The organism is Siccirubricoccus sp. G192, from assembly GCF_019084075.1.
GTDB lineage: Bacteria > Pseudomonadota > Alphaproteobacteria > Acetobacterales > Acetobacteraceae > G192.
The window spans coordinates 1,257,088-1,282,354 of sequence record NZ_JAHREN010000001.1 but is presented as its reverse complement, the minus strand read 5'-3'; the positions used below and the strand labels follow the sequence as shown (position 1 = coordinate 1,282,354).

At 72.5% G+C, this 25,267-nt stretch carries 21 protein-coding genes and 2 pseudogenes; 12 read left to right on the top strand and 11 right to left on the bottom strand.

Translation table 11 applies throughout. The features are described from left to right. Positions 1–110: 110 nt before the first annotated feature. Positions 111–1,085 carry a DMT family transporter gene (locus KSF81_RS06160; RefSeq protein WP_309139486.1) on the top strand — a complete coding sequence of 325 codons (975 nt, stop codon included), beginning with the start codon at positions 111–113 and terminating at the stop codon, positions 1,083–1,085. Here KSF81_RS06160 and KSF81_RS06155 read toward each other — a convergent pair. Beyond that, positions 992–1,342 carry a DUF952 domain-containing protein gene (locus KSF81_RS06155; protein ID WP_217381583.1) on the bottom strand — a complete coding sequence of 117 codons (351 nt, stop codon included), beginning with the start codon at positions 1,340–1,342 and terminating at the stop codon, positions 992–994. The two genes, KSF81_RS06160 and KSF81_RS06155, sit on opposite strands and share 94 nt — an antisense overlap. On the opposite strand from KSF81_RS06155, the gene KSF81_RS31920 reads away from it, so the two are divergent. After that, on the top strand, positions 1,235–1,966 hold the full coding sequence (locus tag KSF81_RS31920) for a hypothetical protein (RefSeq protein WP_375293305.1): 732 nt from the start codon (positions 1,235–1,237) through the stop codon (positions 1,964–1,966). The two genes, KSF81_RS06155 and KSF81_RS31920, sit on opposite strands and share 108 nt — an antisense overlap. Beyond that, positions 1,876–2,769 carry a c-type cytochrome gene (locus KSF81_RS06150; protein ID WP_217378223.1) on the top strand — a complete coding sequence of 298 codons (894 nt, stop codon included), beginning with the start codon at positions 1,876–1,878 and terminating at the stop codon, positions 2,767–2,769. Before KSF81_RS31920 ends, KSF81_RS06150 begins: the two co-directional genes overlap by 91 nt. Positions 2,770–2,778: 9 nt before the next feature. On the opposite strand, the gene KSF81_RS06145 is transcribed toward KSF81_RS06150, so the two are convergent. From KSF81_RS06145 to ubiA, 3 genes and pseudogenes are all read right to left on the bottom strand, one after another. Further along, a complete protein-coding gene (locus tag KSF81_RS06145; RefSeq protein WP_217378222.1) occupies positions 2,779–3,192 on the bottom strand; it encodes a type IV secretion protein Rhs in 414 nt (137 codons plus the stop codon). 50 nt (positions 3,193–3,242) lie between these two features. Further along, positions 3,243–3,887 carry a 50S ribosomal protein L11 methyltransferase gene (locus KSF81_RS06140; RefSeq protein ID WP_309139485.1) on the bottom strand — a complete coding sequence of 215 codons (645 nt, stop codon included), beginning with the start codon at positions 3,885–3,887 and terminating at the stop codon, positions 3,243–3,245. Next, positions 3,884–4,820 (bottom strand): annotated as a pseudogene (gene ubiA / locus KSF81_RS06135) (4-hydroxybenzoate octaprenyltransferase). The gene KSF81_RS06140 and the pseudogene ubiA overlap by 4 nt, the downstream one beginning before the upstream one ends. Between ubiA and KSF81_RS06130 the strand changes: the two are divergent. The 3 genes and pseudogenes from KSF81_RS06130 (at position 4,813) to KSF81_RS06120 (ending at position 7,244) form a co-directional block, all read left to right on the top strand. Beyond that, entirely contained in the window at positions 4,813–5,574 is a 762-nt protein-coding gene (locus KSF81_RS06130; RefSeq protein ID WP_217378220.1) for a 16S rRNA (uracil(1498)-N(3))-methyltransferase, read from the top strand. The pseudogene ubiA and the gene KSF81_RS06130 overlap by 8 nt on opposite strands. A gap of 12 nt (positions 5,575–5,586) precedes the next feature. Next, positions 5,587–6,931: pseudogene (locus KSF81_RS06125) on the top strand (glutamate--cysteine ligase). 70 nt (positions 6,932–7,001) lie between these two features. Beyond that, positions 7,002–7,244: a DUF3297 family protein gene (locus KSF81_RS06120; protein ID WP_217378219.1), complete on the top strand. Its 243-nt coding sequence runs from the start codon at positions 7,002–7,004 to the stop codon at positions 7,242–7,244. A gap of 25 nt (positions 7,245–7,269) precedes the next feature. On the opposite strand, the gene KSF81_RS06115 is transcribed toward KSF81_RS06120, so the two are convergent. Next, positions 7,270–8,226, bottom strand: coding sequence for a tripartite tricarboxylate transporter substrate binding protein (locus tag KSF81_RS06115; protein ID WP_217378218.1), 957 nt, complete (start codon positions 8,224–8,226; stop codon positions 7,270–7,272). Between the two features lie 199 nt (positions 8,227–8,425). On the opposite strand from KSF81_RS06115, the gene KSF81_RS06110 reads away from it, so the two are divergent. After that, complete coding sequence (locus KSF81_RS06110) at positions 8,426–9,397, top strand: tripartite tricarboxylate transporter substrate binding protein (RefSeq protein WP_217378217.1); 972 nt, start codon at positions 8,426–8,428, stop codon at positions 9,395–9,397. 19 nt (positions 9,398–9,416) lie between these two features. Here KSF81_RS06110 and KSF81_RS06105 read toward each other — a convergent pair whose 3' ends face one another. Both KSF81_RS06105 and KSF81_RS06100 read right to left on the bottom strand, forming a co-directional pair. Continuing rightward, a complete protein-coding gene (locus KSF81_RS06105) occupies positions 9,417–11,723 on the bottom strand; it encodes a penicillin acylase family protein (protein WP_217378216.1) in 2,307 nt (768 codons plus the stop codon). A 47-nt stretch (positions 11,724–11,770) separates the two neighbouring features. Further along, positions 11,771–13,276 carry an ABC transporter substrate-binding protein gene (locus KSF81_RS06100; RefSeq protein ID WP_217378215.1) on the bottom strand — a complete coding sequence of 502 codons (1,506 nt, stop codon included), beginning with the start codon at positions 13,274–13,276 and terminating at the stop codon, positions 11,771–11,773. Between the two features lie 146 nt (positions 13,277–13,422). On the opposite strand from KSF81_RS06100, the gene KSF81_RS06095 reads away from it, so the two are divergent. Both KSF81_RS06095 and KSF81_RS06090 read left to right on the top strand, forming a co-directional pair. Beyond that, positions 13,423–15,003 carry an ABC transporter substrate-binding protein gene (locus tag KSF81_RS06095; RefSeq protein ID WP_217378214.1) on the top strand — a complete coding sequence of 527 codons (1,581 nt, stop codon included), beginning with the start codon at positions 13,423–13,425 and terminating at the stop codon, positions 15,001–15,003. A gap of 7 nt (positions 15,004–15,010) precedes the next feature. Next, positions 15,011–16,213: an amidohydrolase gene (locus KSF81_RS06090; RefSeq protein ID WP_217378213.1), complete on the top strand. Its 1,203-nt coding sequence runs from the start codon at positions 15,011–15,013 to the stop codon at positions 16,211–16,213. 8 nt (positions 16,214–16,221) lie between these two features. Here KSF81_RS06090 and KSF81_RS06085 read toward each other — a convergent pair whose 3' ends face one another. Together KSF81_RS06085 and KSF81_RS06080 are read right to left on the bottom strand one after the other, a co-directional pair. Beyond that, positions 16,222–16,857, bottom strand: coding sequence for a glutathione S-transferase family protein (locus KSF81_RS06085; RefSeq protein WP_217378212.1), 636 nt, complete (start codon positions 16,855–16,857; stop codon positions 16,222–16,224). Positions 16,858–16,867: 10 nt separating this feature from the next. Then, positions 16,868–19,186: a molybdopterin guanine dinucleotide-containing S/N-oxide reductase gene (locus tag KSF81_RS06080; protein WP_217378211.1), complete on the bottom strand. Its 2,319-nt coding sequence runs from the start codon at positions 19,184–19,186 to the stop codon at positions 16,868–16,870. Positions 19,187–19,433: 247 nt separating this feature from the next. Between KSF81_RS06080 and KSF81_RS06075 the strand changes: the two genes are divergently transcribed. Further along, positions 19,434–21,266, top strand: coding sequence for a PAS domain S-box protein (locus KSF81_RS06075; RefSeq protein WP_254453381.1), 1,833 nt, complete (start codon positions 19,434–19,436; stop codon positions 21,264–21,266). A 24-nt stretch (positions 21,267–21,290) separates the two neighbouring features. Here the strand turns inward: KSF81_RS06075 and KSF81_RS06070 are convergent, their stop codons facing one another. Together KSF81_RS06070 and fixJ are read right to left on the bottom strand one after the other, a co-directional pair. Further along, on the bottom strand, positions 21,291–21,662 hold the full coding sequence (locus KSF81_RS06070; protein ID WP_217378210.1) for a response regulator transcription factor: 372 nt from the start codon (positions 21,660–21,662) through the stop codon (positions 21,291–21,293). Then, a complete protein-coding gene (gene fixJ / locus KSF81_RS06065) occupies positions 21,622–22,413 on the bottom strand; it encodes a response regulator FixJ (protein ID WP_217378209.1) in 792 nt (263 codons plus the stop codon). Before fixJ ends, KSF81_RS06070 begins: the two co-directional genes overlap by 41 nt. 447 nt (positions 22,414–22,860) lie before the next feature. Here fixJ and KSF81_RS06060 point away from each other — a divergent pair, with 447 nt between their 5' ends. Together KSF81_RS06060 and KSF81_RS06055 are read left to right on the top strand one after the other, a co-directional pair. Then, a complete protein-coding gene (locus KSF81_RS06060; protein WP_217378208.1) occupies positions 22,861–23,352 on the top strand; it encodes a helix-turn-helix domain-containing protein in 492 nt (163 codons plus the stop codon). Positions 23,353–23,419: 67 nt separating this feature from the next. Beyond that, on the top strand, positions 23,420–25,267 hold the full coding sequence (locus KSF81_RS06055) for a CHASE3 domain-containing protein (RefSeq protein WP_217378207.1): 1,848 nt from the start codon (positions 23,420–23,422) through the stop codon (positions 25,265–25,267).

The following is a 25,267-nucleotide window of genomic DNA, read 5'->3' as shown; positions in this document are numbered from 1 at the left end:
CATGCGGCGGCTGTGTGCCCGAGGCCGGGCGCGAGGGGAAGCGGGGCGCTTCCGCATTGACCCGGCGCCCCCGGCCCGCGACAACCACCCGGAGGTTCGGGAGGAAGCGGGTGAAGGGTCCGGTGCTGCTGCTGGCCGGCATCGTGTTGTTCAGCCTGCTGGATGCCAATAGCAAGCTGCTCTCCGGCGGCTATGGGCTCGGCCAGGTGGTCGCCACCCGCTATGCCGTGCTGCTGGCGCTGCTGCTGCTGGCGCGGCTGGCCTTCGGCGGCGCCGGCGGGTCGGTGGGCACCAGCCGGCCCGGGCTGCACCTGCTGCGCGCCGCCTCGATGATGGTTTCGGCCGCCGGCTTCTTCCTGGCCTTCCGGCAATTGCCGCTGGCCGAGGGCTACCTGGTCTTCTTCACCGCGCCCTTCATGACCCTCGCCCTCTCCGCCGCGGTGCTGCGGGAGGTGGTGCCGCGCGCCGCCTGGTTCTGGTGCGCGGTGGGGTTCGGCGGCGTGGTGCTGGCGGTGCTGCCGAAGCTCGGCGGCGATGGCGGGCCGGTATTCGGCTATCTGGCGGTCCTTGCCGGCACGCTCGGCTTCGCCGTCACCCAGACGGTGAACCGGAGCCTGCGCGGGGAGCCGGGGGTGGCGCGCATCCTGTTCTGGCCGAGCCTGCTCGGGCTGCTGCTCTATGGCCCGCTGGCGCTCTGGTACTGGGTGCCGCCGCCGGCGCCCGACCTGGCGATGCTAATGGCCAATGGGCTGGTGGCGGGGGCCGCCGTGGTCGCCACCGCCGCAGCCTTCCGCCATGCCGATGCAGCGCGGCTCGGCCCCTTCGGCTTCGCTGCGCTGCCGGTCTCGGTGCTGCTCGACCTGGCCATCTGGGGCCACCCGCCGGACCCCGCGATGCTGGCGGGCGGTGCGGTGGTGGTGCTGGCCTGCGTGATGAGCGAAAGGGCGGCCCGGCTGGCCAAGGGCCAGGGGGTGAAGGCCCAAGGGAAGGTTCAGGGAATCCCGGCCGGAAAGGCATGGGCGCCATCGGCGCCGAGCGGCAGCGGCGCCGTAGAGCGCACCGCGGCCAGCGGCAGCGGCCCGTAGAGGTGCGGGAAGAGGCCGGGGCGGCTGCCGGCCGGTTCCCAGCGCAGCGCCGTGCCGAGCGCGGCCGCCTCCACCGCCACCAGGACCAGGTCGGGCTCCCCGGCGCGATGCTTCGCCGCGCTGGCCCGCAGTTGCGCCGCGGTGGAGAAATGCAGGAAGCCGTCGCGGCGGTCATCGGCACTGCCGCGATAGGCGCCTTCCGCTGCCGCAGCCTGCCAGTCGGCGGCGCGGACCAGGGTGTAGATCAGAGCGTCCATGGCCATGCCTATAAAGCAGATCCCGTGCGGATGGAGCCGCCGGGGCGGGGAAAGATGCCCGCGGGACCATGGGCCGGGGTGAGCGGAACCGCCCCGGTGCCCGCCGGGCGATGGGGCTGGCATCCCGGCGCCCGGCCGCCACATGCTGCGGCATGTCCTTCCCCCCGCTTGGTCCTGGCCCTGCTGCTGCCGGCGCTGCTCGCCGCCCGGCCCGCGGCGACGCAGGGGCTGGCCGGGCATGGCGGGCCGGTGCGGGCGCTGGTGGTCAGCGCCGATGGGGCCGGCTTGGCCTCGGGCGGTTTCGACCGGTCGGTGATCCTCTGGGACCCGGCAGGGGGGCCGGGCGCTGCGGGTGATGCGCTGGCATGCCGGCGCGGTGGCCGCCCTGGCCCTGCTGCCGGATGGTGGCTTGGCCAGCGCCGGGGAGGATGGGCGGATCGCGCTCTGGCCGCCGGGCGGCGCGGCGGCACCCTCCCGGGTGCTGGAGGGCCATACCGCCCCCCGTCGCGGCGCTGCTGGCGGGAGGGGATGGGATGCTGGCCTCCGCCGGCTGGGATGCCACCCTCCGCATCTGGGCACCGGATGGGACAGCGCGGGTGCTGGAGGGCCATGCCGGGCCGGTGAATGGCCTGGCCTGGGCGCCGGCCGGCCTGGCCAGCGCCGGCTATGACGGCACGCTGCGGCTCTGGGACAGCCGGGGTGGACGGGTGCTGGCGGAATTCGGCCTGCCGCAGAACGCCCTGCTGGCCCTGCCGGATGGCGTGCTCGCCAGCGCCGGGGCGGATGGGGTGGTGCGGCTGATCGGCCCGGATGGCACGACGCGCCAGGAATTGGCCGCCGCACCCAGCCCCGTGCTGGCCCTGGCCGCGACGCCCGATGGCAGCACCCTGGCGGCGGCCTCGCTCGGCGGCGGCGTCACGCTCTGGTCGCTGCCCGAGGGGCGGCTGCGGCAGCGGCTGGACGGGCCCGGCCTGCCGGTCTGGGCCCTGGGCTTCGCGGGCGATGGCGGCACGCTCTGGACCGGCGGGCAGGACGGGGTGCTGCGCCACTGGGATGCCAGGACCGGGGCGCCACTCGGGGTGCCGCTTGGCCAGGCGGTGGCGGAGATCGCGCCCGGCCTGGACCCGCATGGCGCCCGGGTCTTCCGCGCCTGCGCCGCCTGCCATGCCCTGGGCGCCTCCGGGGAGAACAGGGCCGGGCCGCATCTGCACGGCCTCTTTGGCCGCCGCATGGGCAGCGTGCCGGGCTACCCCTATTCCGAACGCCTGGCGCGCGGCGACATCACCTGGACGCCGGAGACGGTGGCGGACCTCTTCACCAGGGGTCCCGATATGGTGACGCCGGGCACGACGATGCCGGTGCAGCGGGTGGGCGAGGCGGGCGACCTCGCGGCGCTGCTGCGGTTTTTGCAGGCGGCGACCCGGTAGCCTGCACCCTCAGCGGCGCTCCACCCGGCCCAGGCTGCGGCCCTCTGCGTCGTAGCGCCGGGCGGTGCCGTCCCGCGCCTCGATCCGCCCCTGCGAGCGGCCCTCTGCGTCATAGGTCCGGGTGGTGTTGCCCCGCGTCTCCGCCCGGCCGGTGAAGCGGCCCTGGGAGTCGTAGCGGCGGCTGCTGCCCTCCCGTGCCTCGGCCCGGCCATCGTAGCGGCCTTGGGCGTCGTAGAAGCGGGTGGTGCCATCCCGATGCTCGGCGCGGCCCGTGCTGCGGCCCTGCGCATCGTAGAACCGCGTGGTGCCGCCCTGCGTCTCCGCCCGGCCGTTAAGGCGGCCCTGCGCATCGTATTGGCGCTGGCTTTGTGCCGCGGCCGGCAGCGGGGCAAGCAGGGCGAGCAGCAGGACCAGGCGGCGCATGGCGGGACTCCCGGGGTGGCACCCGATCCTGCCGCGCCGGAATGGCGGCTTCAGGGCAGCAGGCGGGAGATCGTGACCTCCCGTTCCTCGCGATCCTCCAGCTCCCGCGTCACCGGCACGGTGAAGCGCGCCACCGCCTCCAGTCCCTCGCGCGGCACATAGGCGCGGCCGGGATCGGCCAGCAGCACCTCCGCCCCCGCCCTGGCCAGGCCGCGCAGCCAGGGCAGGATGTGGCGGGTCATCGGCGCCTCGTAGCAGACATCGCCGGCTAGCACCGTGTCCCAGCGGCAGGGCTGGCCCACCACATCGCCGGCCAGCGTCGCCACCGCCACGCCGTTCAGCGCCGCATTCGCCTGGGTGGCGGCGATGGCCAGCGGGTCGATCTCCGCCGCTTCCACCCGCGCGGCGCCGGCCAGGGCGGCGGCAATGGCGGCGATGCCGCAGCCGGCGGCGAAATCCAGCACCCGCCGGCCCGCCACCAGCCCCGGCCGGTCCAGCAGCAACCGCGCGGTGGCGACGCCGCCCGGCCAGGCGAAGGCCCAGAAGGGCGGCTCGATGCCCTCCCGCGCCAGCCATTCCTCGGTGGCCTGCCAGATGGGCGTGATGCGGGTGGCGAGATGCAGGCTGATCTCCGGCACCAGCGGCGGCTGCGCCACCGCGGTATGGGCACGCAGGAAGGCCGCCGCGTCCCTCACAGCCGGCCGAGCAGGAAGGCCAGCGCCACCGCCAGCCCGACCTCCCGGTTCGCCTTGAACAGGCGGAGGCATTGGGCGGGGTCATGGATGTCGAGCGCCACCACCTGCCGCGCCAGCAGCAGCGCCGGCAGCAGCAGCGCCGGGTAGAACCACCAGGGCAGCCCGGCCAGCCAGCCGGTGAGCGCCAGCAGCGCCAGCATCCCGGCATAGCAGGCGGTGAGGAAGGGCCGCGTCCGCTCGCCGAAGCGCAGCGCCGTGCTGCCGATGCCGACCTTTGCGTCATCCTCCCGGTCCTGATGCGCATAGATCGTGTCGTAGCCGAGGATCCACAGGAAGGCGGCGGCCCAGAGCGCCAGCGCCACCGCATCCAGCCGCCCGGTGCAGGCCACCATGCCCTGCGGCGCCGCCCAACTGAAGGTGAGGCCGAGCATCGCCTGCGGCCAGTTGGTCACCCGCTTGGCCAGCGGATAGAGCAGGATCGGCAGCAGCGAGAGCACCCCCAGCAGGATCGCCGGCCCGTTCAGTTGCAGCAGCACCGCCAGCCCCACCAGGCAGAGCCCGGCCAGGAAGGCCAGGGCCTGCCGCGGGCTCACCACCCCCGCCGCCAGCGGCCGGCCGCGGGTGCGCTCCACCCGCCGGTCGATATCGCGGTCCCAGAGGTCGTTCACCACGCAGCCCGCGCCCCGCATCACCACGGCGCCGAGGCCGAACAATGCGGCCAGCCGCAGCCCCTCCCCCCCAGCCCGGCGCCGCCAGCGCAATGGCCCAGAAGCCGGGCAGCACCAGCAGCCAGGCGCCGATCGGCCGGTCGAGCCGCGCCAGCAGCGCATAGGGGCGCCAGCCCTGCGGCAGCCGGGCGACCCAGCCGCGCGCCCGGATATCGGTGAAGCCTTGCACGGGGCGCATAATCCAGCGAAGGGGCGGCATGTCCATCCCCCGTCTCTTCCTCGACCAGCCGCTGGAGCCGGGCCGCGAGGTCCCCGCCACACCGGGCCAGGCGCATTACCTCGGCCATGTCATGCGCCGTGGCGCCGGCGATGCCGTGCTGCTGTTCAATGGCCGGGACGGCGAATGGGAGGCGCGGATCGCCGGCATCCGGAAGGACCGCGCCAGCTTCCTGCCGGAACGCCAGGTGCGGCAGCAGGAGGCGGAGCCCGATCTCCGCCTGCTGGTCGCGGCGGTGAAGCGGGACGCCATGGACTGGATGGCCGAGAAGGCGACCGAGCTGGGCGCCAGCCTGATCCAGCCCGTCTTCACCCGCCGCAGCGTGGTGGACCGGGTCAATACCGGGCGCCTGGCCGGCATCGCGCAGGAGGCGGCGGAACAATGCGGGCGCCTCACCGTGCCGCGCCTGGCCGCGGCGCTGCCGCTGCATGCGGTGCTGGATGCCTGGGACGGCACGCTGCTGCTGGTCGGCGATGAGCGCCGCACTGCGCCGCCCATCGCCGATGCGGCGAAACGACTGCGACTGCCGCTGGCCTGGCTGGTCGGCCCGGAAGGCGGCTTCGAGCGGGCGGAGCTTGACGATCTGCGCCGCCGTGCCTTTGTTACGACGGTTGCCCTCGGGCCCCGCATCCTGCGGGCGGAGACGGCGGCGGTTGCCGGCCTCGTCGTCTTGCAAGCCTTGGCCGGGGACTGGAATAAGACTGAACTCGCGCCGGGCCTTCCGCCCGGGCCCGGGCAATGATGGAAGAGCAGGATGTCAAACCCCGGCGAAGCGGACCTGACGCCGATCACCAGCCGGCGGCAGCTTGCCGAATGGTTCGCTGCCGGCAGCAAGCCGCGCGAGTCCTGGGGCGTGGGCACGGAGCACGAGAAATTCGGCTTCTACCGGAGCGATTTCGCGCCGCCGCCTTATGAGCCAAACGGCATCCGCGCGGTGCTGGAGGGCATGCAGGCGCGCGGCTGGGCGCCGATCCTGGACAATGGCAACCCCATCGGGCTGAAGCGCGGCGCCGCCTCCATCAGCCTGGAGCCGGGCGGGCAATTGGAACTCTCCGGCGCGATCGTGCCGGACCTGCACGCGACGCAGCGGGGAATTGGCGGAGCATCTGCGGGAGGTGCATGCGGTCGCGGCGCCGCTCGACCTCGGCTTCGCCTCGCTCGGCTTCCATCCGGTGGCGCGGCGCGACGGGATGCCCTGGATGCCCAAGAGCCGCTACGCCATCATGCGGCGCTACATGCCGAAGGTGGGCGGGCTCGGCCTCGACATGATGCTGCGGACCTGCACGGTGCAGGCCAACCTCGACTACGGCGACGAGGCCGACATGGTCGAGAAGCTGCGCATCTCGCTCGCCCTGCAGCCGGTGGCGACGGCGCTCTTCGCCAATTCGCCCTTCACCGAGGGAAGGCCGAACGGCTTCCGCAGCATGCGCGCCCAGGTCTGGACCGATACGGACCCCGCCCGCACCGGCATCCCCGCCGTGGTCTTCGAGCAGGGTTTCGGCTTCGAGCAATTCGCCGAATGGCTGCTCGACGTGCCGATGTATTTCGTGATGCGGGACGGCAAGTGGCTGGACGCCGCCGGCGCCAGCTTCCGCCATTTCCTGGAGGGCCGGCTGCACATCCTGCCGGGCGAGCGCGCCACCATCGGCGATTTCGCCGACCATGTGACCACCGCCTTCACCGATGTGCGGCTCAAGCGCTTCCTGGAGATGCGCGGCTCGGATGCCGGCAGCGCGGCCATGCTGGTGGCGCAGCCCGCGCTCTGGGTTGGGCTGATCTATGACGACGCGGCGCAGAAGGCGGCGGCCGCGCTGGTGCGGGACTGGACGGTGCAGGACATCCGCGCCCTGCGGGAAGCGGTGCCGCGCCAGGCGCTGGAAGCCGGCATCCGCGGCCGGACGGTGCGCGAGGTGGCGCGCGACATGGTGGCGATCGCGCGCGACGGGCTGCGGGCGCGGGGCCTGGGCGAGGAGGTCCATCTGGCGCCGCTCGATGAGATCGTCGCCAGCGGCCTGACCCAGGCGGACCGGCTGCTGCACCTCTATGAGCGCGCCTGGGGCGGCGATGCGCGGCAGGCGCTGCTGGCGGCGGAGGTCTAGGGCCCGTGCGGATTGGCCTCGGGGCGCCGCTTCGCTATCACGCCCCCACCCTGCGTGAAGGCTGACAGCAATGAGCGACACACCCCCGGACCGTTTGGCCAGCAACCCGAAGAGCCCGCACTACAATGCCGAGATCCTCGCAAGGGGCGTGGGCGTGCGCTTCAAGGGGGTCGAGAAGACCAATGTGGAGGAATACTGCGTCAGCGAGGGCTGGGTTCGCCTGACCGTGGGCACGACCATGGACCGGCACGGCAACCCCATGACGGTCAAGCTCCAGGGCCCGGTCGAGCCCTATTTCCGGGATAACGCCTGAACCGCCGGGGCAGGCTGGGCGGCGCCTATCCCGCGAAGAAGCGCCGGTAGGTGGCCTCCTGCTGCTCCAGGAAATCCGTCAGCCCCGCGGCATCGAGGTAGCGGATGCCGAAGCCCTGGCCCTCCATGAAGCCGCGGAAGCGGGCATCCCCGACCACCTCGGCCACGACCTTCTGCAAGCGGTGCAGGACGGCCGGCGGCACGCCGGGCGGCAGCGCCAACCCGCGCCAGGCGCCGAGCTCGATCGGCCAGCCCTGCTCCCTGGCCGTTGGCGCATCCGGGAAGCCGGGCAGGCGCTCCGGCGCGGCGACCGCCAGGATGCGCGCCTGGCCGCTTTCGACCTGCGCCCGCGCCTCGACCGCACTGAAGGCCACCGCTTCGATATGGCCGCCCAGCATGTCGCGGATGCCGGGCGCGGCGCCGGCATAGGGGGTGTGGGTCAGCCGGATGCCGGCCCGGCGCTCCAGCTCCAGGGCGGCGATGTGCCAGGTGCCGCCCGGGCCACTATTGCCGACCCGGATGCCCTCGGGGTTGCTGCGGGCATAGGCGATGAACTCGGCCAGGTTCCGCCAGGGCGCGTCGGCGCGCACGGTGAATGCCGCGGCATCCACATTGACCAGGGCCAGCGGTTGCAGGTCGTGCCAGGTGAGCGGGCTCGGCCCGAGCAGCGGCGCGGTCAGGAGTTGCGCGGAGATGGCCCCGAAGCTGGTGCCGTCCGGCACCGCCGTGCGGATCGCCATATGCCCGACCGTGCCGCTGCCGCCCGGCCGGTTCACCACCGCCACCGGCTGGCCAAGGCGCTCGGCCATCAGCGGCGCCATGGCGCGGAAGACGAGGTCGGTGCCGCCACCGGGGGCCCAGGGGATGATGAGGCTGAGCGGCCGGGTCGGCCAATCGGCGGCGCCCGCCGGGCTGCGGCCAAGCACGGGCACCGTGGCGCAGGCCGCCAGGGCGCGCAGCGCGTCCCGCCTTGTTATCCGCATGGCCTTATCCTCCCGCCGGCCATGTTCCCGGCCTCGGCGGAAACAAGACCATATCGCCACGGAGGCGGGAAGCGCGCATTCGGGAGACAGGGGCCGGAGGTTGGTGACTGTTGCAACCGCTTCGCCGGAGGCGATAGGCATTGGAGCCGGCTTCGCAAGCCAGGCCCGATCCGGCAGGGCGCAGCATGGGAATCCCGGGATGATCCGCCTTCTGCCGACCTTGCTCCTCCTCGTCCTGGCACTGGCCGCTCCGGCCCGGGCGGAATTCCCGGAGGCGGGCCGCCCCGTCACCGTCATCGTTCCCTATCCGCCCGGCGGCGGCAGCGACATCTCCGCGCGCAGCCTGGCCCCGGTGCTGGAGGGTGAGCTTGGCGTGCCGGTGGTGATCGTGAACCGCCCCGGCGCCAATCCGCAGATCGGCCTGACCCAGACCGCGCGGGCGCGGCCGGATGGCTATACGCTGTGCTACGGCCTCTGGCCCTCGACCATCACCCTCTATCTCGACCCCTCGCGCAATGCCGGCTTCACCCGCGAGAGCTTCACCCCCTTGGCGATGCATGTGATCGACCCCGGCAGCATCATCGTCCGCGCCGACAGCCCGCTGCGCAGCCTTGCCGACCTGATCGCCGCCGCCCGCAGCCGGCCGGGCGACCTGCGCGTCTCCGACCCCGGCATCCTGAGCTGGGAGCACCTAGCCTCGATCGCGCTGCAGAAGCAGCATGGGCTCACCGTCAACCAGGTCCACTACCAGGGCTCGGCGCCGGCGCTGGTGGCGTTGCTGGCAGGCGAGACCGAGGTGGCGCTGGTCGCCACCGGCACCGCTATGGCGCAGAGCCGCGCCGGCACCGCCCGCACGCTGGCGGTGCTGGACGACCACGAGAGCACCTATCTGCCGGGCGTGCCGACCGCGGCGGCGCAGGGCACCCGCATCGTCACCGGCTCCGCCCGCGGCTTCATCGCCCCGGCCGGGCTGCCGGCCGAGGTGGAGGCGCGGCTGGCGCAGGCGCTGGAGCGGGCCATCACCAGTCCCGAGCACCGCCAGAAGATGCAGGAACTCGGCCTGCCCATCCGCTTCATGGGGCCGGAGGAGTTCCGCCGCTACTGGACCGCCGAGGAAGCCAGCCTGGCGCCGCTGGTGCATGAGGTGGTGGGCAGCGGCGCGGCGAATTGAGGGGCAGCGGCGCTTCGGCTCAGGGTTCCAGCGTCTGGGTGAGCGCCGCCTCCGCCGCGATCACCCGCCAGTCATAGCGCATCGGCACCATCCGGCACTCCGACCAGGTCGGGTTCTGGTCGGCGTAATGCGGGCTGCCGGGCTGGCCGGAGACGCCGTGGAAGACGCTCCATAGGCTGGCATCCCAATGGCCGACATCGAAGGCGTAGCGCGCCAGCGCGCCATAGGTGGCGGCGGGGCCGGAGGCGGGCAGCAGCCCGGTCGCCAGCACCGTGTCACCATCGCCGCCCACCGGCAGCGCGGGCGGATCGAGCAGCGCCGCCTGGTCCGGGAACAGCGCCGAGAGCGGATGCGCGAGGCGCGGCCGGTGCGCCTCCCCCCAACTTGCCTCGGTTGGTTGCGCGGCGGCCCGCAGCAGCGCCGCCTCCAGCGCCCGGTTCCAATCCCAGCCGCTGAGCAGCGCCGTATCCCCATCGCGCAGCAGCTTCGGCAGGCACCACCAGAGCTGGGTCTGCGGTGCGACTCCCGGCGCGACCGAGAGGAGGGGATGCCCGGCCAGCGCGCCGAGCCCGTTGCGTTCCGCCAGGATGGCGGTCAGCGCCCGGCGCAGCGCGATGTAATCGGCGGGCGCGCTGGCCGCCGCCGCCATCCGCCCGTCCCAATCCAGCAGGCGTCGGCGCAGCGCAGCGGCGGCGGGATCGGCGGGTTCCGGCAGCGCTGCCAGCCTCTCCCGCAGAAGCAGCGCATTGGGGGAGAGCGTATCGGCATGGACCGCGGCGGCCGCCTCCGGCCTGCGGGAGGCGCCGGCCGCGATCAGCGCGGCGATGCGGCGGGCGCGGTAGGGCGGGTGGCAATCGGTGCAGAGGTAATCGGCGCGGTCATCGCTGGTGACGCGGTTGTTGGCGGTGACGATGACGCCGCCGGGCGGGTCGATGACGCGCGGCATCTCCTCCCAGGGAATCCAGCCCTGCCATTCATGCTCGCCGGTCCAGCCCGGCACCGGCAGCCAGCCATTCGCCCGCGGCCGCCGCGGCAGGGTGGCGCGCACCAGATGGCCGATGCCGCCCCGCGTATCCGCGGCCACCAGATTGTGGTCGATCAAGCCCCAGCCGCGGGTTGATTCGTAAAGCTCCGGCACCGTGGCGGCGCGCAGCATGCGCGGCAGGCAGTCGAAGGAATGGTCGGTCTCGGCCGTCTGCACCGTGCGCAAGGTGAGCGCGGTGCCGGCGGCGGGATCGCCGGCGATGACCGGGCCGTGGTGGGTCTCGATGATCTCGATCTCGCGCGGCGCGGCGCCACGGATGGCGATGCTCTCGCGGCGGCGTGCCACCGGGCGCCATTCGCCGCGGAATTCGTAGCGCGCGGCGGTGCTGTCGAACCGCTCCACGAAAAGGTCGAAGAGGTCCATGAAGGCATGGGTGACGCACCAGGCGACCTTGCCGTTATGGCCGAAATGCGGGAAGCCCGGCACCCCCGGCACGGTCAGGCCGATCGCGTCGAAATCCTCGCAGGCCAGGTGGTGCTGCGCATACATGTTCGGGATTTCAAAGACGCGATGCGGATCGCCGGCCAGCAGCGGCCGGCCCGAACCAGTGAGCGCCGGGCCGATCACCCAATTGTTGCTGCCGCCGCCCGCGGCATCCGGCGCCGCGCCTTCCAGCAGCGCGGCGATGGCGGGGCCGAGTTCCGCCAGGCTCGCGGTCCAGCGCTCCGCCTCGGCACCCGGCGGCAGGATGAGCAGGTCGCCGCCGCCATCGTCATAGCGCAGCTTCGCCACCTGCTCCGGCCCCACCACCGGCAGCGCCGCGGCGCGCCAGAGCTTGAACCAGACGGAGCCCATCAGCAGGCCGAGCCGCCGCATCACCGCGATGCTGTGCCAGCCCTCCCAGGGTTCCGGCACGGCCTCCAGCAGCCGGTACTCGATGGGCAGCGGTGCGCCGGAAACCAGGAAGGCATTCACCCCCGCCGCATAGGCCCGCAGCATCGCCTGCGCTTCCGGGCTGGCAGCCGCGGCATCGCGACGCGAGGCGGCCTCGACCCCGAGCCGGCGCGCCAGCGCATCCTGCTCCACCGCGGTCGGGCCCAGGTATTCCGCGGCCCGGCCGGTGGCGCGCCGGCGCGTCAGGTCCATCTGGAACAGCCGGTCCTGCGCATGCACGAAGCCGAGCGCGAACCAGGCATCGCCGCTGCCTTGCGCCCGGATATGCGGGATGCCCCAGGCATCGCGGTGGATCGTCACCGCCGCCGCCAGGCCGGGCACATGCAAGCTGCCCGAGAGCGGCGGCAAGGCGGCCCGCAGGGCCTCCGCATCGATCGGCTGCGCCATGTCTTCCCGTTCCCCGCCGTTTGGCGCAGCTTCGGCGTCAGTGCGAACTAGTCAAGCCGAATGCCCTGCGGTCGGATCAACCCGTCCGGGACCAGGCGCAGGCCGTGCAATTTCGCCGCGGCGCCGAAGAACCAGGTGGGGTGCCACAGGTAGATATAGGGCCGGTCCGTGAGCAGCACCTGCATGGCGCGCCCATAGGCGGCGGCGCGGCGGGCGGGGTCCACCTGCGTGCGGCCCTCGCGCAGCGCCGCATCGGCCTCGGCGCTGCAGTACTTCCCGCCGTTCAGCGCCTCGCCGCAGGCATTGAAGCCCCAGAGATTGGCGTCGATATCGGTGCGGCCGGACCAGGCGATGATGAGGCTCTCGAAATCGCCGGCGGTCCATTGCCGCAGCAGGGTCGCCACCTCGATCACCTGCAATCCCATCTCGATGCCGGCCTCGGCCGCCATGGCCTGGATGACCTCGCTGGCCTGCACGTATTCGGTGGTATTGGGCACCGACATCCTGATCTTCGCCCGGCCGTTCGGATAGCCCGCCTCCCGCAGCAGGGCGCGGGCGCGTGCCAGGTCGCGGCCCGGCACCGGCAGGCCTGCCGCGTAGAAGGGATGGCCGGGCGGGACGGACTGGTTGCCGGGCCGGTAGAGCCCCTCGAAAGCCACCTGGTTCAGCACGGCGCGGTCGATGGCGAGTTCCAGCGCCTGCCGCAGCCGGGGATCGCGGCCGATCGCGCTCTCGGCGCGCGGGCCATTGGCGACATTCACCGCGATATAGACGCTGGCGAGGCTCGGCGCCTCCAGCACCCGCACCCGCCGGTCCTGCCGCAGCTCGGCGATATCCGAGGGCATCACGCGCTCGATGATGTCGAGCTGCCCGGCGCGCAGATTGGCGGCGCGCACCGTGGTATCCGGGATCGGGCGATAGACCACGCGGTCGACATGGATATTCGCGGCGTCCCAGTATTCCGCGAAGCGCTCCAGCTCGATGCGGTCCTGCGCCACGCGGCGGGTCAGGCGGAAGGGGCCGGCGCAGGCGGGTTGGCGGGCGAATCCCGCGCCCGTCACCTGCGCCTGGCGGGGCGAGACGATCATCCCGGCGCGATCCGACAGCGCCGCGACCAGCGGCGCGAAGGGCTCGGACAGCAGGATGCGGACGGCGAGCGGGCCGGTGGCCTCCACACCCCGCACCGGACCAAGCTCGCCCCGCCGGGTGGAGCCGGCGGTCCGGAGATGCCGCTCCAGCCCCGCCACCACCGCGGCGGCATCCATGCTGGCGCCGTCATGGAAGCGGACGCCGGGGCGGAGTTCCAGCGCCAGCGCCTTGCCCTCGTCCTCCCACCGCCAGGCGGTGGCGAGCTGCGGCACATAGGTCAGGTTCTGGTCGATATCGATCAGCTTGTCGCAGAGGCTGGCGAAGACCTGCCGCGCGGCGACGCTGCGCGAGAGGGTGGGGTCCAGCACATCCGGGTCGCTGGCGAGGCCGATGCGCAAGCTGGTCTCGGCCGCCGCCGGCAGGGCGAGGACCAATCCGAACAGGGCGGTCAGCAGGCGGCGCATGCACGGTGCTCCTGGGCAGGCTCGGGCGCAGTATGCACGCCCCGTGGCGCACCGGGAGAGGCGTCGCGATCCGGTGTGCCGCAGGATTCGTGACGCGGCGGATCGGCGCGGCCTATGCTTGGCCCAACGGGATGGGGAGAATGGCGATGGCGACGCAGCCGCGACAGGTCTGGCGACGGCGCGACCTCGGGCTGGCCGGTGCCGCCGGCGCCGCGACGCTGCTGGCGCGGCCCCGGGCGGCGCGGGCGGCGAAGGCGCTGGATGTGGTGCTGGAGTCGGAGGCGATCATCCTCGACCCCTATTTCACCACCGCCGCCATCACCCGCAGCTTCGGCTACCATGTCTATGACACGCTCTTCGCCATGGACAGCGGTGGCGCCATCCGGCCGCAGATGGTGGAGCGGCACGAGACCTCCGCCGATGCGCTGACCTGGCGCTTCACGCTCCGCGACGGGCTCCGCTTCCACGACGGCACGCCGGTGACGGCGCGCGACTGCGTGCTCTCCCTGCAGCGCTGGGCGCCGCGCGACGCCATGGGCCGGCTGCTGCTGGCCTCGGCGCATGGCTTCGATGCTGCCGATGCCCGGACCATCGTGCTGCGCCTGCGCGAGCCCTTCCCGCTGGTGCTGGAGGTGCTGGGCAAGCCGAATGCGCCGGTGCCCTTCATGCTGCCCGAGCGCCTGGCCCGCACCCCCGGCGACCAGCGCCTGACCGAGGTGATCGGCAGCGGCCCCTTCACCTTCCGCCCCGATCTCTGGCGGCCCGGCAACCGCATGGTGCTGGAGAAATTCGCCGGCTACCTGCCGCGCCAGGAGCCGCCGGATTTCCTGGCCGGCGGCAAGGCGGTGAAGATCGACACACTGACCTTGCGCGTGATGCCGGACCAGGCGACCGCCTCCTCCGCGCTGATCGCCGGAGAGATCGACTACCAGCAATACGTGCCCTTCGACATGATCCCGCGCCTGGAACGCGCCCGCGGCGTGAAGCTGATGGGGCTCGGCGGGCTGCACATGTTCCAGGGCAATTTCCGCCTGAACCACGCCGAGCCGCCCTTCGACGATCCCGCGGTGCGGCAGGTGCTGTGGCATCTGGTGGACCAGCGGGCGATCCTGCAGGCCATCGGCGTGCCCGCCCAATACGCCGTGGAATCCTGCCCCAGCTTCTGGATGTGCGACAGCCCGCTGGAGACCCGCGCCGGCGCCGAGGTCTTCACGCTTTCCATCGACAAGGCGCGGGAGGCCCTGAAACGAACCGCCTATGCCGGCCAGCCCGTGGCGATGCTGGAGGTCTCGGGCAGCATTTCCCAGACCGCCTCCGCGGTCCTGGCGCAGAACCTGAAGCAGGCCGGCTTCACCGTGGAGCAGCAGGTGATGGACTGGGGCACGGTGCTGGCGCGGCGGGCGCGGAAGGAGGGCTGGAGCATGTTCTCCGTCTATGCCAACGGCATCGACATGATCTCGCCGCTCACGCATTTCTACGTCGCCAATACCTGCGCCGACTATCCGGGCTGGAGCTGCGACCAGCGCATCCCGGCGCTGATGGCCGGCTTCGCCCGGGCGGCGACGCCCGGGGAGCGGAAGCGCATCGCGGCGGAGATCCAGGTGCTCGCCTATGACCTGACCCCGGCCCTGATGTGGGGCCAGTTCACCATCCCCGCCGCCTATCGCAGCCACCTGAACGGCCTGGTGCAGTCGAGCTTCCCGATGTTCTGGAACGTCGATCGCTGAGGCCGCGATGACGCAGGAATGCGACACGCTGCTGCTGGCGGCCCGCCTGCCGGACGGGCGGCAGGACATGCGCATCGCGATCCGGCAGGGGCGCATCGCCGCCATCCTGGCTCCCGGCGATACCGCACCCCCGGCGGCGCAGATCCTCGACCTGCAAGGCGACCTGCTGCTGCCCGGCCTGGTGGATGCGCATCTGCATCTCGACAAGACGCTGTTTGGCCTGCCCTGGCTGCCGCATGCCGCCGGGCCGGACCGCATGAGCCGGATCGAAACCGACCGGCGCCTGCTGCCCGCCCTGCCGCTCTCCGCCGCCGAGCGTGGCAGCGCGCTGCTCCGCCGCTGCATCGCGCATGGCACCGCGCATATCCGCAGCCATGCGGATATCACGCCCGCCTTCGGCCTGACGATGCTGGAAGGCGTGCTGGCGGCGAAGCAGGCGCATGCCGGCGCGGCGACGGTGCAGGTGGTGGCCTTCCCGCAGGCCGGCGTGATGCGCGCCCCCGGCACGGCGGAGCTGCTGGAGGCCGCCATCCGCGCCGGCGCGGATCTGCTGGGCGGGCTCGATCCCTGCGAGGTGGACCGCGACCCGAAGGGCCAGTTCGACGCCATCTTCGGCATCGCGGCGCGGCATGGCGTCGGCCTCGATATCCATCTGCACGAGGCGGGGGAGCTTGGCCTGTTTTCCTTGCAGGAATTCTGCGCCCGGGTACGGGCGCATGGCATGCAGGGCCGGGCCACCATCAGCCACGGCTTCTGCCTCGGCACCCTGCCGGAATCGAAGCAGAAGGCGGCGGCGGCGCTGATGGCGGAGGCGGGGGTCGCGCTGGCCACCCATGGCGCCGGCGGTGCCACCCTGCCGCCACTCTCGCTGCTGCGGGAGGCGGGGGTCACGGTGCTCTGCGGCCATGACAACCTCCGCGACACCTGGGGCCCTTATGGCACCGGCGACATGCTGGAGCGCGCCGCCATCGTCGGCTGGCGGGCGGATTGGCGCAGCGATCCGCAACTGCATGCGCTGTTCGGGATGGTGAGCACCGAGGGCGCCCGCGTGCTGGGCTTGGCGGAGCATGGCATCGCCCCCGGCCTGCCCGCGAGTTTCTTCACCCTGCCGGCGGAGAACATCCCGGAGGCGATCGCCCAGCACCCGCCGCGCCGGCTGGTGTTCTTCGCGGGGCGACTGGTGGCCAGAGACGGGGTATTCCTGGGGTAAGCGCGGCGTCAGGCGGGCGCGACCTCGGTATCCTTCTTCGGGATGAGGTCATAGGGCAGCGCGAAGCCCGGCATGGCGGCGAGGCGGCGGGACCAGGCCTCGACATTGGGCCAGCGGGCGATGTCGAGCCCGCCCTCCGCCATGAAGACCATGCGTCCCCAGCAGCCGATATCGGCGATGGTCGGGGCCTCGCCCACCAGCCAGTCCCGGCCGGCCAGCGCCTTGTCGACGAAGCCGATCGCCGCCTCCGCCAGCGGCCGGAAATAGGCCATCACCGCCGGGTCCACGCTGCGGAAACGGCTGTAGTGCCGGACCTTCGCGACATTGGTGATGGCATCGGCCTCCCAGGACAGCCATTCGCGGGCGGTCCAGCACTCCTGCTCCGTGCGCCCCTCGAAATGCCCGGTGGTCCGCGCGAGATAATCCAGGATGACATTCGACTGCACGATGGTGAGGCCGCGATGGTGCAGCACCGGCACCTGGCCATAGCGGTTGCGCGCCAGGTGCTCCGGCGCCTTCTGCACGCCGAGCTTGAGGTTCACCGTGCGGAAGGAGAAGGGCAGCCGCGCCAGCGCCAGGTAGAGCATCGGCTTGTAGGTCGAGCTGGAGGTGAAGCTGCCGAACAGGGTGATGCCGTCCTCCATGGACGGTGTCTCACTCCGCCGCGGTGGCAAGGCCCGGCGGCTCGAAGGCGCGGATCGGCGGCAGGTTGCCCTCGAAGCGCTCCACCTCCACCGCGGTAAGCTGCCCGGTGCAGCCCTGGGCGAGGCTGGAGGTGCCAAGATCGCGCGTCAGCACATTCGGGTTGCCATGCACGCAGAGCGGGTTGTCCTCCGCCGGGTCCTCCGGGTCGTACCAGGCGCCGGTCGGCAGTTGCACGACGCCCTGCCGGATGTCCGCCGTCACCGCTGCCGCGGCGAGGCAGGCGCCGCGCGCATTGCGCAGCCGCACGATATCGCCTTCCCGGATGCCGCGCGTGGCGGCATCGGCGGGGTGGATGCGCATCACCTCCCGCCCGCGGCGCTTCTTGGCGCTGCTATGGCCGCCGAAATCGAGCTGGCTGTGCAGCCGCGTCGCCGGCTGGTTCGCCACTAGATGCAGCGGCCGGCCCGGCGCCGGCGCATCGGTGGGCGGCAGCCAGGCCGGATGGCCCGGGCAATCGGCATAGCCGAAGCCGGCGATGGCCTCCGAGAAGATCTCGATCCGGCCGCTCGGCGTCGGCAGCGGATGCGCCACCGGATCCTCGCGGAAGGCGCGCAGGATGCCGCCATCATCCGGCTCCTGCGGCAGGGTGATCTCGCCCGCTGCCCAGAAGCTGTCGAAATCCGGCGCGGGCAGGCCGCGCTCCGCCAGCCCCGCCTGGGTCTTCGCGTAGAGGTGGCGCAGCCAGTCGCGCGCGCTGCGGCCCTCGGTGAAGGCTTCCCCACGGCCCAGCCTTTCGGCGAGCGCGGAGAAGATCGTGTAGTCGTCGCGCGCCTCGCCATGCGGCTCGGCGATCCGGTGCATGGCGACCATCAGCGGGTCGGTGGGCGCGGCGCCGATATCCTCGCGCTCCAGGGTCATGGTGCAGGGCAGGACGATATCGGCATGGCGCGCGGTGGCGGTCCAGGCGATCTCGTGCACCACCAGCGTCTCCAGCCGCGCGAAGGCGCGGCGCAGCCGGTTGAGGTCCTGGTGGTGGTGGAAGGGATTGCCCCCGCCCCAATAGACCAGACGGATATCGGGATAGGTGAGCCGCTGGCCATTGTAGTCGAAGGGTGCGCCAGGATGCAGCAGCATGTCCGCGATGCGCGCCACCGGGATGAAGGCGCCCACCCCGTTGCGGCCCTGCGGCAGGGCGGCGCCGGCAACGGCGTTGTTGCGCTTGCCGTAATGCCCCAGCGCGCCGAGCGCGTAGTTGTAGCCGCCGCCCGGCAGGCCGATCTGGCCCAGCATGGCGGCGAGCACGGCGGCCATCCAGACCGGCTGCTCGCCATGCTCGGCGCGTTGCAGTGAATGCGAGACCACCACCAGCACCCGCCGCCCCGGCAGCCGGCGCGCCAGGGCCTCGATCTCCGCCGCCGCCAGGCCGGTGATGCCGGCGGCCCAGGCGGCGTCCTTCGGCTGGCCATCGGCATGGCCCAGCAGATAGGCCTCGAAGGCGGGCCAGCCCGTGCAGTAGCGGTCGAGGAAGGCACGGTCATGCAGCCCTGCCTGCACCAGGCAATCGGCGATGCCCAGCATCAGCGCCGTATCGGTGCCGGGGATGAGGGGCAGCCATTCCGCCCCGGCCTCCGCCGGCAGGTCGTCCCGCAGCGGCGAGACCAGGATGAATTCGGCGCCGCGCGCCCGCGCCGCCTGCATGGAGCCGCGCTCCACATGCCGGCTGATCCCGCCGCTGGCGACCATGGTGTTCTTCAGCGCCATGCCGCCGAAGGCGAGGACGATCTCGGCATGCTCCACCACCTGCTCCCAGGTGACGTTGCGCCGCGCCACCTGCTCGAAGGGGCCGAGAATATGGGGCAGGATCACCCCGGAGGCGCCAGCGCTGTAGCTGTTCACCGAACGGACATAGCCGCCGAGGCCGATGTTCAGGAACCGGTGCAACTGGCTCTGCGCGTGGTGGAAGCGCCCGGCGCTGGACCAGCCATAGGAGCCGCCAAAGATCGCCCCCGGCCCATGGCGGTCCCGCACCCGGGCGAGTTCGCCGGCCAGCAGGTCCAGCACCTCGTCCCATTCCATGGGCAGGAACTCGTCGCGGCCACGCATCGGGTCGGCGCCCGGCCCGCGCTCCAGCCAGCCGCGGCGGACCATCGGCCGGGTGATCCGCGCCGGATGCCGCAGCGCATCCGGGAAATTCTGCAACAACCCGTTCGGGTCGGGGTCGCCGGGATGCGGCGCCACCACCAGCCGGCCATCCCGCCAGCCGGCGGAGAATACGCCCCAATGCGCGCTATGCGGGCGAAGCCCTGCCTGGTCCGGTGCATCCGTCATCAGCCGTGCTCCTGCCTGTCCGGCGCCGCGGGAGGCCTGCGGCCTGGTCTTTGCCCCACCCCCGCGCCCCACTGGCGCGAGCGGCCGGTGATCCTGGAAGCCGCGCCGGCACCTGACAACCCCTGCTGCGGATGCGGGCGCCCGGCCAGGATTTCCGCCACCCGGGCGAAGCGCCCTTGAGGCCCGGGCCACCCGGGCGGAGAGTGAGGCCGCAATGACCCCTCCACGGAAACGCATGCAGCCGCGAATGCCCGAGCGCGCATCACTCCCGATCATCTTCCTCGACCGGCAGGGGGCGATCCGGGATTTCACCCCGGAGGCGGCGGAGATCTTCGGTCTGGAGGCCAGCAGCCGCGGCTGTCCCTTCGCGGCTGCCCTGGTCCCCGCCGGCGGGGAGACGTGGCAGCCCGCCCTTGATCAGGCCCTGGCAAGCGGCCAGCCGATGCAGGCGACACTCGCGGGGCGTGGTGGGTTCGGGCCCTGGCGCGTGCTGATCCTGCCCGATCGTCCCGCCTCCGGCGAACCGGCCCCAGGCGCGACCGTCCTCGTCACGGAGGGCGCGGCCGCGACGCCGCAGCGCCGTGCGCCGATCATCGACGCGCTGCCGATGCCGATCGCGCTGCTGGACCAGGGCGGCAGGATTCTCGCCGTGAACCCGGCCTGGGGGAGCCTCGCCGGGGCCGCTGCCGGCTTTGCCGGAGCCCGGGCCGACCTCGGCGCCGATTACCTGCGGGCCTGCGCGGCGGCCGAGGGCATCGGAACGGAGGCGGCGCAGACGATCGCCGAGGGGTTGCGCCGCGTGCTGGCGCATGAAAGCGGCGCCTTCGGCATGGAATATGCCTGCTCGGCCGAGGGCCGGATGTGCTGGTGGCGGATCCTGGCCGTCCCCGATGTGAGCGGAGGCTCGGGCGGGGCCGTCGTCCTGCAGACCGACCTCACCGAGGCCAGGCGCGCCCAGGCCGGCTTCGAGGAACGCGAGGCGCATCTCCGCACGATCCTGGAGACCGTGCCGGATGCCATGGTCGTCATCGGCGAGCGCGGCATCATCCAGTCCTTCAGCGCCGCCGCCGAACGGCTCTTTGGCTATACCGCCGAGGAGGTCTGCGGCCGCAACGTCAACATCCTGATGCCCTCGCCCTATCGGGAGGCGCATGACGGCTACCTCGACCGCTACCTCAGGACCGGAGAGCGGCGGATCATCGGGATCGGCCGCCTCGTCGTCGGCCAGCGGAAGGACGGCAGCACCTTTCCCATGGAACTGTCGGTGGGCGAGGTGAACCGCGGCGGGCGCCGCCTCTTCACCGGCTTCGTGCGCGACCTGACGGAGCGCCAGGAAACGGAGGCACGGCTGCAGGAGCTGCAATCCGAATTGCTCCACGTCTCGCGGCTGAACGCCATGGGCCAGATGGCCGCGACGCTGGCGCATGAGCTGAACCAGCCGCTCACCGCGACGACCAACTACCTCCGGGCCTGCCAGCGGCTGCTGGGCGCGCCCGCGCCCCTGGACCTGGCGCGCATCGGCCAGGCGGTGACGCTGGCCGCCGAGCAGACCCTGCGTAGCGGCCAGATCATCCGCAGGCTGCGGGATTTCGTCACCCGGGGCGAAACCGAGATGCGGGCGGAGAGCGCCTCGAAACTGGCCGAGGAGGCGAGCGCCCTCGCCCTGGTCGGCGTCAAGGAGCGCGGCATCAAGGCCCAGCTCCAGGTGGACTGGCGCTCGCCCCGGGTCTTCGTCGACCGGGTGCAGGTGCAGCAGGTGCTGCTGAACCTGATCCGCAACGCGATCGAGGCGATGGCCGGAACCGAGCGGCGCGAACTCACGGTCTCGGTCGCGCCGGGGGAGGGGATGGTCCTCTTCGGCGTTGCCGATACCGGCCCCGGCCTTGCGCCGGACGTCGCGGCGCAACTGTTCCAGCCCTTCGTGACGACGAAGCGCGAAGGCATGGGCGTCGGGCTCTCGATCTGCCGCACGATCGTGGAGGCGCATGGCGGCCGGATCTGGACGGAGCCGAACCCGGGGGGCGGGACCATCTTCCGGTTCACCATGCCCATCGCACCGGCGGAGGCGGCAACCGACTGAACCGGCCCGCGGCCTACAGGCGGATCAGGCCACCGCCGCCTCGATCCGGGCCAGCAGGTCGTCCTGGGACAGCGGCTTCTCGATCACCCCGGCCACGCCGAGTTCCGCTGCGCGCCGGGCGACGGCCGGGCCGGGCGTGCTCACGATCAGCAGCACCGGCGTGGCCAGCCCCTGGGCCCGTAGGCGCGCCAGGAGGTCGAGCCCGGTCATGTCCGGCATCTGCTGGTCGAGCACCAGGCAGGCCAGGCGGGAAGGATCGGCCCGCAGGAGGAATTGCGGCCCCGATGCATAGACCGCGACATCGTGCCCCGCCGTCTCCAGCAGGAAGCGGAGGGAGTCGCGCACCCCCGGGTCGTCATCGACGACCGCGACGACCGGGCCAGTCTGGCTGCTCATTCCGCGTGCTCCGACCAGCGGCTCCGTTCCAGCCGCGCCTCGACCGCCCAGGGGCGGCCTGGCGCCCTTCGTCTACCAGCCCGCCGGGCGCCCTGCCTTGATCTGGATCAGCCAGGGGGGGGCGCGTATCCTGCATGTCCTGACCGGCGCCGACGCTGAGCGCCATCCGCACGAGTTCCGAGAGGCTGCGCGCGCCCATCTTCTCCATGACCCGGGCGCGGTGCACCTCCACGGTCCTCGGGCTCGCGCCAAGGTCGTAGGCGATGGTCTTGTTCGGCTGCCCCGCCACGAGCCGGTCGAGCACCTGGCGCTCCCGCGGGGTGAGGCTGGCCAGCCGGGCGGCGATGTCCTGGACCTCGGTCTCACGCTCGCTGATGCGCCGGCTGGCCTCGAGCGCGGCGCGGACGGCGGCCAGCAGCGCCTCGTCATCGAAGGGCTTCTCGATGAAATCGACCGCGCCGGCCTTCAGCGCCTGCACCGCGACCGGCACGTCGCCATGCCCGGTCATGACGATCACCGGCAGCCGGATGCCCCTCTCCAGCAGCTTCTGCTGCAATGCCAGGCCGTCGAGGCCCGGCATCCGCACATCGGTGAGGATGCAGCCGCAACGGAGGCCGCCGGCAATCCCCAGGAAGGCAATGGCCGACTCATAGGTATGGACCGGCAGCCCCGCGGATTCGAACAGGAAGGCCAGGGAATGGCGAACCGCCTCGTCGTCGTCGATCACATGGACGGCCGCCTCGTCCATCATCGGCAGATGCTCCCCAAAGCCGTTGCGAGCCCATCGGCAGGAGAATGCCGAATACCCGGCCGCCAGGCCCGGGTCCAGATCAGGCCCGGTCCAGATCCCGACGGCTGCCAGCCCCCCTACGTAGTTTCCCCTACGGACAACTCCCAATTCCCGGGCTGCCCCACCCCTCCTTACACCCGAGGCCAAGGCATGGCCCAAAGGCCCGAGAGGAGTGGACGATGCAGGTGCAGACCCGGACGGCAGAGACCCGCCCCCACCTCGCTGCCGGCTGGCGGGCCCCCGCAACCGCCCCGGCGCCCCAGGCGCCTGCACCGGCAGCCCTCGACCTTCTGGAGCAATTCGGGACCCGGCAGATGGCCCGACGCGGCCAGGAATTCTACGCCGCCGGCGATGCTGCTCGGTTCTGCTACCGGATCCTGAGCGGCAGCGTCCGGACCGTGGGCCTCGATGAGGGGGGGCCGGCGGCATATCGCCGAATTCCTGCTGCCCGGCGACCTGTTCGGCTTCGACTCCCTCGGCACGCACCACCTCTCGGCCGAGGCCCTGGCCGACATGGTCGTCATGCGCTACCCGCGCGGGGTCATCGACACGATGGCGGAACAGCATGGCGTGCTGGCGCTGCGCCTGCGCAGCCTCACCATGCAGAACCTGCGGCGGGCGCATGAGAAGATGTTCCTCCTCGGCCGCAAGTCGGCGAGCGAGCGCATCGCGTCCTTCCTGCTGGAGATGGCCGCGCGCGCCCCGGGGCAAGGCCAGGGCGCCGTGGACCTGCCGATGCCGCGCGCCGATATCGCCGACCATCTCGGCCTGACCATCGAAACCGTCTCCCGCAACATCGCCCAATTGTGCCGCGACGGCACGGTCGCGGTCACCAGGTCCGGGATCGAGATCCGCGACAGGGATGCGCTCGAGGCCTTCGGGACGGATACCCGGCATTGATCCAGGCCGAAGCCTCGGCCGCCGACAGGGACGAGATAGCGCGGGGTGCATCCGCGCGGCGGGCAACATGAGGTTCCGGCGTTCCTCGCTGATGGCCTGGGGGGCGCTCGCGCTGCTCGCGGGCGCTGCCGCCATGCTCGCGGTCAATCTCGGCACCTTTGCGGCGGTCCGGGCGAGCGGGAACCGCGCCACCGATGCGCTGCTGCGCGTCGAGACCCTCCTCTCCATCGTGAAGGATGCCGAGACGGGCGGGCGCGGCTATCTCCTGACCGGCGACGAGGCCTATCTCGGCCCCTACCACCAGGCGCTCCGGGACATCGAGGAGGCCCTCGCCGCCGCGGCGGCGGTGGCAGGCGATGCCGACCGGCGGCGCCACCTGGAGGCCGTCGGCAGCCGCACCCGCGCCAAGCTCGAGCATTTGCGAGGGGTCGTGGAGCTGCGCCGCACCGCCGGCGCCGATGCCGCGCTCGCCGTCATCGGCACCGGCGAGGGCCAGCGCCTCATGCAGGCGCTGCGTGCCGAGGTCTCGGCGCTGCAACAAAGCATCCTCCGCGACCGCGACGCTGCGCAGCACCGGGAGTGGTGGCGGGCGATGAGCAGCGCCGGCCTGGCCTTCGGGGCTGGCGCCCTGGCCGCCCTGCTGCTCGGCTTGGCGGTGGTCCTGCTCCGCCGCACCCTCGCCAGCCGGGATCGTTCGATCGAGGCGCTTCTGGAGGAGCGGGCGGGCGCCGAGTTTGAACGCATCTCGGCCGGCGTCCTGCTCGATGCGTTGCCGGTCGGCGTCTTCCTCGCCGATGCCTCCGGCCGGGTGGTGCGCACCAATGCCGAGGCGGTGCGCATCTGGGGCGGGGCGCCCCCTGGTCTGGGCGAAGGCGCCTGCCACGGATACCAGGGCAGCAGGCTGGACACCGGCGCCCCGCTCGTGCCCGGGGACTGGTGCCTGGAACGCGCCCTCGGCTCCGGCGAGACCTCCCTTGGCGAGGGCATCCGGATCCGCCGCTTCGATGGCGGCGAGAGGGTGATCCTGGACTCGGCCGCGCCGATCAGGGACGCGGCCGGGCGCCTGCTCGGCGCCGTCGCCATCGCGCAGGACATCACCGGGCGCAGGCAGGCCGAGGAGGCGCTGCGGGCGAGCGACCGCCGCGTCCGGGAGTTGCAGGCGGAGTTCCTGCATGTGGCGCGGGCCAGCGAGATCGGGCAGATGGCCACGACGCTCGCGCATGAGTTGAACCAGCCGCTGGCGGCCGCGACAAACTACATCAACGGCTCGCGGCGCATGCTCGACGGCGCCGACCCCGCCGCGCGCCTGGCCGCGGTGCGGGAGGCGCTGGCCGCGGCGGCGCAGCAGACCATCCATGCCGGGCAGATCATCCGCCGGATGCGCGGCTTCGTCGCGCGAGGCGACACGGACAGGCGCACCGAGGACCTGGCGGAGGTGGTGCAAGGGGCCACCGAGCTCGCCTCGTTTCCCGCCAGGCAGCGGCAGGCCGAGATCCGGCTGGACCTCGACCCGCGGGCACGATGCGTGCTGGCGGACCGGACCCAGCTGCAACAGGTGCTGGTCAGCCTCATGCACAATGCCATCGAGGCGATGGAGGGGAGCGACCTGCGCCGGCTTACGGTCTCCACGCGCCCCGTCGAGGCCGGGATGGTCGAGATCGCGGTCGCGGATACCGGGCCGGGCATTCCCGCCGAGATCGCGCCCGACCTCTTCAAGTCCTTTGTCACGACCAAGCCGGACGGCATGGGCGTCGGCCTGTCGGTCTGCCGCACCATCATCGAGGCGCATGGTGGGCGGATCTGGGTCGCGCCCAACCCGGAGGGCGGCGCGACCTTCCGCTTCATCCTCCCCGCCGCTGCCGCAGCGCGGGAGGAAGGCGCCGAACGCAGCGTATCGGCGATGCGGGCGGGCTGA